General features: G+C 66.0%; 10 protein-coding genes. 7 read left to right on the top strand and 3 right to left on the bottom strand.

Features of this window, described 5'->3' with window-relative positions:
• Positions 1 to 211: 211 nt before the first annotated feature.
• The gene (locus K2R93_01240) at positions 212 to 370 is read right to left on the bottom strand and encodes a hypothetical protein (protein MBY0488438.1); all 159 of its coding nucleotides are present in this window, start codon (positions 368 to 370) and stop codon (positions 212 to 214) included.
• 29 nt (positions 371 to 399) lie between these two features.
• Here K2R93_01240 and K2R93_01235 point away from each other — a divergent pair, with 29 nt between their 5' ends.
• The 4 genes from K2R93_01235 (at position 400) to K2R93_01220 (ending at position 2948) form a co-directional block, all read left to right on the top strand.
• Positions 400 to 693, top strand: a complete 294-nt coding sequence (locus K2R93_01235) for a hypothetical protein (GenBank protein MBY0488437.1) — start codon at positions 400 to 402, stop codon at positions 691 to 693.
• Positions 694 to 1207: 514 nt separating this feature from the next.
• Entirely contained in the window at positions 1208 to 1564 is a 357-nt protein-coding gene (locus tag K2R93_01230; GenBank protein ID MBY0488436.1) for a DUF2384 domain-containing protein, read from the top strand.
• A 458-nt stretch (positions 1565 to 2022) separates the two neighbouring features.
• Positions 2023 to 2499 carry a type II toxin-antitoxin system RelE/ParE family toxin gene (locus K2R93_01225; protein MBY0488435.1) on the top strand — a complete coding sequence of 159 codons (477 nt, stop codon included), beginning with the start codon at positions 2023 to 2025 and terminating at the stop codon, positions 2497 to 2499.
• Between the two features lie 125 nt (positions 2500 to 2624).
• On the top strand, positions 2625 to 2948 hold the full coding sequence (locus K2R93_01220; GenBank protein ID MBY0488434.1) for a helix-turn-helix domain-containing protein: 324 nt from the start codon (positions 2625 to 2627) through the stop codon (positions 2946 to 2948).
• A 392-nt stretch (positions 2949 to 3340) separates the two neighbouring features.
• Here the strand turns inward: K2R93_01220 and xylB are convergent, their stop codons facing one another.
• Complete coding sequence (gene xylB / locus K2R93_01215; GenBank protein ID MBY0488433.1) at positions 3341 to 4834, bottom strand: xylulokinase; 1494 nt, start codon at positions 4832 to 4834, stop codon at positions 3341 to 3343.
• A 38-nt stretch (positions 4835 to 4872) separates the two neighbouring features.
• On the opposite strand from xylB, the gene K2R93_01210 reads away from it, so the two are divergent.
• From K2R93_01210 to K2R93_01200, 3 genes are all read left to right on the top strand, one after another.
• On the top strand, positions 4873 to 5979 hold the full coding sequence (locus K2R93_01210) for a galactose mutarotase (GenBank protein MBY0488432.1): 1107 nt from the start codon (positions 4873 to 4875) through the stop codon (positions 5977 to 5979).
• A 170-nt stretch (positions 5980 to 6149) separates the two neighbouring features.
• The gene (locus K2R93_01205) at positions 6150 to 8162 is read left to right on the top strand and encodes a GAF domain-containing protein (protein ID MBY0488431.1); all 2013 of its coding nucleotides are present in this window, start codon (positions 6150 to 6152) and stop codon (positions 8160 to 8162) included.
• 21 nt (positions 8163 to 8183) lie between these two features.
• Complete coding sequence (locus tag K2R93_01200) at positions 8184 to 8843, top strand: nitroreductase family protein (GenBank protein ID MBY0488430.1); 660 nt, start codon at positions 8184 to 8186, stop codon at positions 8841 to 8843.
• Positions 8844 to 8855: 12 nt separating this feature from the next.
• Here the strand turns inward: K2R93_01200 and K2R93_01195 are convergent, their stop codons facing one another.
• Positions 8856 to 10568, bottom strand: a complete 1713-nt coding sequence (locus tag K2R93_01195; protein ID MBY0488429.1) for a hypothetical protein — start codon at positions 10566 to 10568, stop codon at positions 8856 to 8858.
• Positions 10569 to 10574: the final 6 nt, after the last annotated feature.

The raw sequence follows: 10574 nt of genomic DNA, 5'->3' as shown, positions 1-10574 counted from the left end.
TCTACCGCACCCAAGCGGCTCCTGCGGAGCGCTTGGCACTCAATTAACCGAGTCTCCTCCAAACCCGGGGCGGTTCAAGGAGTTCTGGCAACTACTGCCAAGAGTTCCGGAGGCCGTCACCGGGGTCGGGCCGGGTGTTCGATTTCGGTACGCCCTTGACCGAGAAATCTCGTAGTAGAACTGCCAGATCGCCGTCTGCGCACCGTGAGTACTACTGCTCGGTGGCGCCCTTTGGCGGGAAATCGGCCGAGGCGTGCCGATGCTGTCGCCCGGAAATCATCTGATCAGGAATTATGGCGAACGCCGAACCGGAGTTCTGGTGGCCGACACGCTCTGGATTGGCTTTCATCAGTTCTGGCACCAGCATCATGACGTCCAGCCAAGACGTACCTCGAGCTCTTGGATGCGCTGCACAAACGGATCGCGCTTGCGATGACCAACGTCGACAAAACGACGGCGCCCGTTGAGGCGGGCCTCGGCACGCTTGAACTCGAACTCCTCGCCGATCGCGGCGCAATACTCATTACCGTGGAGACCCGAAATCAATCGCTGCAGATCTTAGAAGCTGCCCAAGTCGCAGCCAACGCTCCATGGCCACCCGACCATGCCGGCCAAGCCAACCGCAGAATCGAAGTCCTAGAGAAGCTAACGAGGGCGGCGACCGTTCTCATGGATTTGCTTCGATTTAGTTAGGTTGACCCCAGGTGAGACACGAATCCTCCGTATGGTGTACCCACACGGAGGATTCGTGGACAATTGCGAAGAGCGATCGTCGGCTACTGTCGTGCAATCCTTTCGCCGGTACTTGGCGCAATACCCAGAACGGTCATCTACGTTAGTTGACACGTTGGCGGCTGAAATCAGAGATCGCGCGACGGCGGCAAACTGCGCCGACGACTACAACCAGCGGATCATCAACGCGTGTCGAGACGACACCCCAGAGAACGTGGCGCCTTACTTCGCGCTGCTTCTCGCCCTCGGGGATGCGGGCGTCTCCGGGTTACGCCCGTCCCCGGATTGTCGTAGCTGATAGGGCACCGCCAGTTTGACAGCATGGTCAAGCCTTTTGGTCCACCCTTACTTCGCCTTCTATAACCGCTCGCGCGTCGCTTGTCTTGCGAGGGAGCGCGAAGTCTCTGGTCTCCGGGGTCGTTCACCTTGCAAATGCAACGCGGTGGTCGTTTAGTGAAGGTAACCCGGAGGCACGATGACAATCGCGACCAATCACGAGCTGAACCTCGAGGCGCTCAGCAAGCGAGGTGAGAAGCTCGGCCTTGAGCTGCAGGAGCTGGCGGGCATCCTCGGTGTGGACCAGAGCACGTTCTACCGATGGCGCCATGGACAGGCGGCCCCACGGGCGCTCGCCATTTCTCGCATCGAGCAGACCCAGGAGCTCTTCGAGCTGCTTCGTCGACTCTTTGCCGGTCCCGACTTGGCGCGCACGTGGCTTCGCACAGCAAAGCCGGCATCCCTCGGGGGCGCCGCGACGCCGATCGAAGTCATGCTGCAAGGCCGCATCGACCGCGTGCTTGCGGTGCTGCACACGCTGGCGTCCGGCGGGTAGCCAGCCGGCCTCGCGCCCCGCGCCAAGACCGGGCGCGGTGCGCAAACCGCGTCGTTCATGCACTCGCCCAGAGCGACGTCCGCCAGAAGTCGTGATCAAGCATTCTCGGGCGTCCGCATCGCTACACTGTGGTCGACTTTCGACCAAGCCAAGCCCGCCAGCAGCAGTACTAATGTTGGGCCAACGGTGGATGGATAGTTCTATTGAGGCTCGCGCAAAATCGGGCTGTACCGACATCGGGCAGCCTGGCGTACACGATCCGTGCCCGGCGGCACTCGATCAGTTTCTCGCTCTTCATAGGCCGGACGGTCTCAAATTGAGACCGTCCGGGCCGCCGGCGCCTGTGATATGGCCTAGTGGTCATATTTTCGCCGGATGGACCGATGAGCTCGCGCGCTATCCGACTTTTGGACGGGACTTGCGAGAGCATAGCAAAACTGCTATCCTGTGAGGAGTAGATGGGCAAATCGCCCGTGCGGTTCCGAAAGCCGCTCAAGTTTGTTCCTGGAGTGGAGAAGGCGGTTAAGGAGCTGCCATCAGATGTTCAGGACGTCTTCGGTAAGGCCTTGATGGCCGCGCAGTACGGTGACCCGGTGCCGGGGGCACGGCCGTTTGGCGAAGGGGTGCCCCGCGACGTTCTGAAGCTCGTTGAAGATGACGATGGGGAGACCTACCGGGCCGCGTTTGTTGTGGCGTTTGAAGGGCTGGTGTATCTGCTCGACGTGTTTCAGAAGAAATCGAAATCGGGAAAAGCTACCCCCAAAGCCGATATCGATCGCGTGACCGCACGATACCAGGCGGCGGCGCTGGACTATGCGGCTAACAAGGCTGAATACCTCCGCGCGACGGCAGCCGCGAAGGCCGCCGCTACTGCGAAGGCCGCGCAATCCGCCGTACCGCGCGCAGTGAGATCGAGACGGGGCAAGAAATCATGACGAACCACTTCGGAGTGCGACGGATGCCAGCAACACGAAAGCCCAAAGCGTCAGCAACACGCACCAAATCATCGCCTGCCCCGACTCCACAGGCCAGCGCGACAGCGTCCGTGGCATTCAGTGCGATGCACGACAACTTCTTCGAGGCAATGGGCCTGCCCGATAGCGCGGAACGGGTTGCCAAAGCAGAGATGGCGTTGGCGATTGAGCGCGTGGTTCGGGCTAACGGATGGAATCAGAAGCGTACCGCTGAAGTGCTCGGTATCGCGGCCTCTGACGTCTCAGACTTGTTCCGGGGCAAATTGGCGCGCTTCAGCCAAGAGCGGCTTGAGAGGCTGCTCAATGCGCTCGACCTCGATGTCGTGATTCAGATCGGACCGCGTCCAGCCTGGAAAACCCACGCGAGTGTCACGGTGGAGCAAGTGGCGCAATTTGGTCGCGCCTCGTAGCGCTTCGCTCAGGTCATAAACAACAGCGCGGCGCCCTTCATACTCGGAGGGCGCCGTTTTTTGTGCGACTGTCGCGCGACTGACATCACGGAAAACTCGCCCGATCAGGACGTATGGCAAACCCGAACCGGACTTCCGGAAACTACAGCCAAGAGTTCCGGAGGCCGTCAGCCAGGACACGCCTCCGGAGGGGTGACCGGTTTCGGTACACCCATGGCTCGCACTTCGCGAAGTAGAACTACTTCCGTGACCCAATACTGAGTAGCTACTGCTGCTCACCGGTCCGGTTCGCCCGGATATCATACAAACTGCCGCGATACTGACGTCCGAACTTCAGTCGCTCAGGAATTATGGTGACGCTCGCTCCGGAATTCTGGTAGCCGACAGCGCGATCACGCCATCGCCGTGATCGCGCGCAACGCCCCGTACGCGGCGCGATAGCGCGCGTACGCGGGCGCGTAGGCGAGCCAGGCGCCAGGCGCCGGCTCGGTCACCCCCTCGGCATGCACCGTTTGCGCCGCCGCGTCGGCCACCGACGCGAAGGCGCCGACCCCAACGCCGGCGAGCAGGGCGGCGCCGAACGCGGGCCCCTCGTCGCGGTTTACCGTCCACACGGGCCGGTCATAAATCTCCGCCTGCAGCTGCCGCAGGAAGGGGCTGCGGGCGCCACCGCCGGTCAGGCGCAGTTCGCGCGGGCTGATGCCCAACTCCGCCAGCACGCCGAGCGCGTCTTTCATGGCAAAGCCGATTCCTTCGAGCACCGCGCGCGTGGTGTGCGCCCGCCCGTGCGCCAGGCTGAGCCCCAGGAACGCGCCGCGTGCCGACGCATCGCGATGCGGAGTCCGCTCGCCCTGCAGGTACGGCACGAAGGTGATGCCGTCGGCACCCGGAGGAATGGTCGCCGCCTCCGCATCGAGCAGGGCATCGGTCGCTCCACGCGCGAACTGCTCGCGATACCACGCGAACGCACCGCCCGCCGACAGCACCACACCCATCACATACCACGTCTCCGGCGCCACATGCGCAAAGGTGTGCGCCCGCATGGCGGGGTCCACGAGCGGCTGCGCCGTGGGCGCGAGCACCGTGCCTGATGTCCCCCAGCTGGCCACGGCGCTCCCCGGCGTCACCACGCCCACGCCGAGGGCGCCACAGGCGTTGTCGGCGCCACCGCCCACCACCGGCGTGCCGGCGCGTAATCCCGTGAGCGTCGCGGCCTCGCTGGAGACCACGCTGTGCACGACCGCCGACGCCTCCACTGGTGGCAACAGATCAGCCGAGAGTTCCATCGTGCGGAGCAGTTCCGCCTGCCACGCGCCGCGCACCGGGTCGAACATCAGCGTGCCGGACGCGTCACTGGGTTCGCTCGTGGCCCGGCCGGTGAGCCGCAGGCGAATGAAGTCCTTGGCGAGCAGCACCGTCCGCACCCGCGCGAATGCCTCGGGTTCGTGGGTGCGCAGCCAGAGCACCTTGGGTAACGTGAAGCCTTCGAGGGCGGGGTTCGCCACCCACTCGCGCAGCTGCGCGTCGCCGCCGGCGCGTGTCACGATCTCGCGGCACTCGGCGGTGGTGCGACCGTCGCACCACAGCAGGGCAGGGCGCACCACTGCGCCGCTGGCATCGAGGAAGACCGACGAATGCATCTGCCCGGACAGACCGATCGCCGCAATCTCCACGGCTGGGTGCTGCTCGAGCAGCGTGCGGATGCTGACACACGTGGCGCGCCACCAGTCATCGGGATGCTGCTCCGCCCACCCCGGGAAAGGCGTCGCGAGGGAGAGCGGCGTATGCGCCTGCGCGAGACACCCCCCGCTCGCCTCGACGAGCATGGCCTTCACCCCACTGGTTCCGATATCGAGACCCAGCAGCACTGCAGTGGCAGCAGACATACCGTGACGGTCAAAGGGCACAGCGATAGCTTGGACCGATGCAATCTCTCGATCCATCGGGCGTCTCGCCATCAAGCGCGGGGCGCGGCGTCATCCGCGCCCCGTTCGGCGCCGACGACCTGGGGCGCCCCGTTGACGTGTTCACGCTCCGCAATGCCACGGGCGCCGAGGTGGAGGTCCTTTCGCTCGGCGGCATCATCCGGGCGCTGCGGGTCCCCGATCGGCACGGCGTGCTCGGTGATGTGGTGCTCGGCCATGACGACGCGGCGTCGTATCGCACGAGTGGCTACTATCTGGGCGCGCTGGTCGGCCGCTATGCCAATCGCCTCGCCGACGGTGCGTTTTCGATTGATGGCGTGCGCTACGAAGTGCCCGCGAACAACGGGACCAACGCGCTGCACGGCGGCCCCGAGGGCTTTGATCATCGCCTCTGGCAGGTCGAGCCGTTCGTGCACGACGACGCGGTGGGCGTGGTGTTGCAGCTCACGAGCCCCGATGGGGATCAGGGATTTCCCGGCGAGCTCGCCGTGCAGGTCACGTATCGCTGGCGCGACGACCACACACTCGTGGTGGACTATCACGCCACGACTACCGCGCCGACGCCGGTGAACCTGACGCAGCACAGCTACTTCAATCTGCGGGGCGATGCGAGCGCCACGGTGCTGGGGCACCAGCTCACGATACACGCCTCACGCTTCACGCCGGTGGACGAGCGGCAGATTCCCACGGGCGAGCTCCCATTCGTGGATGGGACGCCCTTCGACTTCCGCTTCCCGCGCGCGATTGGCGAGCGCATCCGCGAGCGCAATCCACAGCTCGCCACGGGGCACGGTTACGATCACAACTGGGTGCTCGATCACGCGAGTGGCGCGTGCGTGGAAGCGGCGCGGCTTCATGATCCGGTAAGTGGGCGTGAGGTGGTCATCGCCACCACGGAGCCGGGCCTTCAGGTGTACACCGGTAACCACTTGAACGGCAGTACGCCGGGAAAGGGTGGCGCGCCAATCGCGAAACACAGCGGCGTCGCGCTCGAAACGCAGCACTTCCCGGACTCGCCCAATCAGCCCGCGTTTCCCAGCACCATCGTGCGGCCCACGCAGCCCTATACATCGTGTACGCGTTTTCATTTTCGCGTCACTGAATAATTGCTGCGCGCTTCATCATGGGCGGCGCGCCGTTTCTCCGATCTCAGGACGGGGAATCCCCGATGACGTGATCCGCAGTCCGCGTCGACATTCACAATGCGTACGATGCGGAACGCGGGTTCGACGACGAACGGCGTCCGGTCGTGGCCGCCCCGTGATTGGTCCCGCCTATGTCGAATCTCACCGGAAGTCTCGAGCGGTTCGCGCTGCCGGTATTATTGGTGGAGCCGGAATCGAGCATCATCGTTGAGATGAACACGGCCGCGGCGACATTGTGTGGATCGCGCGCCGCCGGTCGTCGGCTTGTCGACTTTCTGGGATTGCCGTCGCAGGCCACGCGTGCGCTGCTCAGTGCGGGCATGAGCGTGGGGCTCTGCGAGAAGCCTGTGCAGTGGACGATCGTCGGCGGCGCTCCGCGTGACGTCGTCATCGATGCGTGGGCGTGGCCCGAATCGCGGCGTCCGCTCCTGCTGGTCGTGGTGCGCGACGTGAGTCAGCGTGTACTCCTCGTACAGACGCTGGAACGGACACAACGGCTGCTCGACTTCTGCACCAAGGCGTCGGCGCTCGCCACGGCACAGCCGCGTGTCTCCGATCCCTTCGATGCCATCTGTCGGCTCGCCGTCACCACCGGCATTGCGGTGGGGGCGCGGATCACCCATGTCGCCGCCAACGGCCTCACGCAGTCCGTGTCCGCCGCCGGCCATGTCTCACGCACGGGAGTCGATGGCGCGGTGCTTGGCGTCCAGGAGATTCCCTTCGCTGGCGCGACGGGTGCGCGCGGTGAACTGCAGCTGTTCCACCTCAAGCAGCAGCTGCCGATTGCCGACGAGCCACTGCTGGCGCATCTCGTGGGGCTGTTGGCCTCCGAGCTGGACGCGCATGTTCGCGCCGAGGGACCGGAACCACCGGCGCCCGCGGCGACCGTGCAGGCGGATGAGGGGCGCCTCGGCGTGTTCGAATTCCGAATGGAACGCGGCGAGGGCACCTGCAACGAAGATTTTGCTCTCATGCTCGGATACGATCCGTCGACGTTCGAGCTGACGTACACCTGGTGGCAGTCGCACATTCATCCCGATGATCTGCCGCGCGTGCTGGAGCACCGGCAGGCCATGCTCCACGGCGAACTGCGCCAGCTGCACACCGAGTTCCGGATGCGAACCGCCGATGGGCAGTATCGGTGGTTACGGGCCGCGGTGCATGCCACCGACCCGGACAGCCGCGGGCATCCGCGTCGCCTCATCGGTACGCATACGGATATCACGACGCAGCGCACGACCGAACATGCCGCGGCCCGTCGCGGACGTGGGGCGCATGCCACCCTCGAGATGCCGGCGCTCGCCGAATCGCTTGAACCCATGGCATTCCTGCAGGCTGGGCTCGACATCGCCGAGCGCCTGACCGACAGCCGCATCGGCTTCCTGCACTTCGTGAAGGGGCCGCAGCAGGATATCGAACTGGTGACGTGGTCTACCGCCACGCTGCAGTCGTACTGCACCATGAGCGAGGGGAGCCGCCATTACCCATTGGCGAAGGCGGGCATCTGGGCCGATGCCTGTCGCACCCGGCGCGCCATCATCGTGAACGACTACGCCGGCCACATCGGTCGCACGTCGTTGCCGGAGGGCCACGCGTTTCTCGATCGCTTCACCGTCGTGCCGGTCATTGAACGGGGCGCGGTGGTCATGCTGATCGGCGTGGGGAACAAGAAGGTCGATTACGACGAGGTCGATACGATGAGCCTGCAGATTCTCGCGGACGAGATCTGGCGCCTGTATCGCTGGCGGCAGGATGAAGCGGCGCTCCGCAAGGCGTCGCAGTTCCACCAGGTGCTGCTGGAGTCGCTCGAATCGGCGGTGTTCACCTGCGACCGGGACGGGCAGGTCACGATGCACAATCGTGTGGCGCGGGAGTGGCTGGGTGTCCCCGTCGATGCCCGGGCGCCGATCTCCAGTGCGGATCTCGTGCCCCTGCTCCACACGGCCGACGGGGCGCGGCCGCTGCGAGCCGAAGAGATGCCACTCCTGCGGCTGCTCGCGGGAGCCGAGGTGCGCGGGGAGGAACTGCGGCTTCGCGTCCCGGACCGACCCGATCGGCTCTGTCGGTGCGTGGGGCGTCGGTGGGCCGACAAGACGGGCCAGTCGCTCGGTGCGCTGCTCGTGATGCAGGAGGTCAGCGCCTGACGCCAGCGCTAGCTTGAGGCCATGGCTCGCTTCGAACCCCTCGCCCACGAGCGCCTGTCGGCGGCTGAGACCGCGCGTCGCGCCGCCGACTTTGTCGCGCACATGCATCGCCGCCGCACCACGCGCCACTTCTCGCCCGAGCCGGTGCCACGGGCGTGGATCGAAGAGGCTATTCGTGCGGCCGGAACGTCGCCGAGCGGCGCGCACCAGCAGCCGTGGACCTTCGTGGCGGTGAGTGATCCGGCCCTCAAGCAGCGCATGCGCGAGGCCGCTGAAGCCGAGGAGCGCGAGTTCTATGCACGTCGCATCACGCCGGAGTGGCGGGCGGCGCTCGAGCCGCTGGGCACGGATGAGGTGAAGACCCATCTCACCGACGCGCCGTGGGTGGTGGTGCTCTTCCGGCAGAGCCACGGGCTCGATGCGAACGGCGAGAAGCGCACCTTCTACTACACGCAGGAGAGCTGCGGCATTGCCGCCGGTTTCTTCATTGCGGCGGTGCATACGATGGGGCTGGTGACGCTCACGCACACGCCGTCGCCGATGGGGTTTCTGGGCGAGCTCCTCGAGCGGCCGGCAAACGAGAAGGCGTTTCTCGTGATGCCGGTGGGCTATCCGGCACCCGACGCGCAGGTGCCGGCGCTCACGCGCAAACCGCTCGAGGAGATTGCCGTGTTTCGCTGACGGGCGCGGTGGTCAGGGCAGGGCCGGCGGCGGCGTGCGCCGCTTCGTGACCTGCTCCAGCGCATACGCGAGCCCGATCAGCTTGGGCTCGCTGCACGCGCGTCCGGTGATCATCACGCCATACGGGGAGGGCCTCGGCGTGAAGCCCGGCGGGAAGGGCGCGTTCGCGGGGGCCACCACGGGCACCGTGCCCATCGGCACCGTGATGGAGGGATAGCCGGCGCGCGCGCTCATGTCGGCGCCACTGCTGCCGGGGAAGACGAGCACATCGAGCTGCTGGCCATCGAGCGCGGCGTCGAGCCCCTGCGTGCGGGTGAGGCGCAGGTCGCGGCGGCGATCGGCGTCGTAGCGCTCGCGATCGGTGCGCAGGTCTATCTCATCCGAGATGTCGAAGCGCCCTTGCCCGTACTTGATGGCCCCCGCGCGCTGATGCGCGATGTTCCACTCGCGGAGCGCCGCCAGCGTCTTCACCGGCGCGCGATCACCGAGGGTGGCAAGCCAGCGGTCGAAATCGCGCTTCATGCCGTACTTGATCACCACCGAGCAGTTGTCGTCGCGTCCGCGCGACTGCTCGGCGAGCTGACAGAACGGAAAGTCGGTGAAGTTGTCCTCGCGCTTGGGGGCCATCACGCTCGGGATGTTCGCCGGATCCACCACGGTGGCGCCGGCGGCCTTGAGGGCGGCGATGACCTCGTTCATCACGGCCTGCTGCCCCGCGTTCAGGCCACCGCGCGGTGTGCTGCTGCTGCCGGCAGCGATGGGCTCGTAGAAGAACGCGCGCGGAATGCCTATGCGCGCGCCCTTGAGCGCGTTCACATCGAGGAACTTGGCATAGTCGCGCCCCGGTGGTGGCGTGCAGACGGTCGTGGCGCTGTCGTTCGGATCGGGCGCGGGGCTTTCCATGGCGCCCATGAGATACGCGACATCGGTCACCGTGCGCGCCATCGGCCCGGGCGTGTCCTGCGTGCCGGTGATCGGGATGACGCCCCACCGTGACAACCGCCCGGTCGTGGGGCGAATGCCCACGAGCATCGTCTGAATGGACGGCGAGATGATCGAGCCGCCGGTGTCGGTACCACCATTGCCCAGCCAGAAGGACATGCTCGTGCCCACGCCGCTCGAGGAGCCACCGGTGGCGAGCACGGCGCGGCCGTCATCGAGGCCGCTGCGCGGATCGGTGCGCGGGTCCCATGGATTGAGCCCCTGCCCACCCACGGCCGTGTAGTTGCCCGGCATCGCGCTGGCGACCCAGTTGGCGAGTTCGGTGAGCTGCGTCTTGGCGAGAATGATCGCCCCGGCATCACGCAGGTTCTTCGTGATGGTGGCGTCGTAGGGCGGCACGAGATCGGCGAACGCCAGCGCGCCGCCGGTGGTGCGCATGTCGTTCGTGTGGATGTTGTCCTTGAGCGCCACCGGTATGCCGTGCAGCGGCCCGCGCACCTTGCCCTGCGCGCGTTCGCGGTCGAGCCGGTCCGCTTCGTCGAGCGCACGCGGGTTCACGCTGATCACGGCCTTGAGCTGGTGATCGTACATCGCGATGCGGGCGAGATACTGTTCCACCAGCTGTCGCGAGGTAAGGCGCTTGCTCTCGAGCGCGGCGCGCAGTTCGGGGACGCCGGCCTCCACCACGGAGAAGGGCGCGGCCGTCTTGGCCGCCGGCTTCTGGGCGCGAACGGATGGCGCGGCGAGGAGCAGCGCCGTGCTGACGATGAGGAGTCGACGCATTGCGTG

Source organism: Gemmatimonadaceae bacterium (genome assembly GCA_019752115.1).
GTDB lineage: Bacteria > Gemmatimonadota > Gemmatimonadetes > Gemmatimonadales > Gemmatimonadaceae > Gemmatimonas.
Note: the sequence above shows the minus strand (reverse complement) of the source record. Positions and strands in the feature narration are given on the sequence as shown.

Bases quoted from the DNA above. Each gene is read 5' to 3' on its own strand.
- K2R93_01240 (MBY0488438.1), bottom strand. From the start codon at position 370: ATGATGCTGGTGCCAGAACTGATGAAAGCCAATCCAGAGCGTGTCGGC.
- K2R93_01230 (MBY0488436.1), top strand. From the start codon at position 1,208: ATGACAATCGCGACCAATCACGAGCTGAACCTCGAGGCGCTCAGCAAG.
- K2R93_01225 (MBY0488435.1), top strand. From the start codon at position 2,023: ATGGGCAAATCGCCCGTGCGGTTCCGAAAGCCGCTCAAGTTTGTTCCT.
- K2R93_01220 (MBY0488434.1), top strand. From the start codon at position 2,625: ATGCACGACAACTTCTTCGAGGCAATGGGCCTGCCCGATAGCGCGGAA.
- xylB (MBY0488433.1), bottom strand. From the start codon at position 4,834: ATGTCTGCTGCCACTGCAGTGCTGCTGGGTCTCGATATCGGAACCAGT.
- K2R93_01210 (MBY0488432.1), top strand. From the start codon at position 4,873: ATGCAATCTCTCGATCCATCGGGCGTCTCGCCATCAAGCGCGGGGCGC.
- K2R93_01205 (MBY0488431.1), top strand. From the start codon at position 6,150: ATGTCGAATCTCACCGGAAGTCTCGAGCGGTTCGCGCTGCCGGTATTA.
- K2R93_01200 (MBY0488430.1), top strand. From the start codon at position 8,184: ATGGCTCGCTTCGAACCCCTCGCCCACGAGCGCCTGTCGGCGGCTGAG.
- K2R93_01195 (MBY0488429.1), bottom strand. From the start codon at position 10,568: ATGCGTCGACTCCTCATCGTCAGCACGGCGCTGCTCCTCGCCGCGCCA.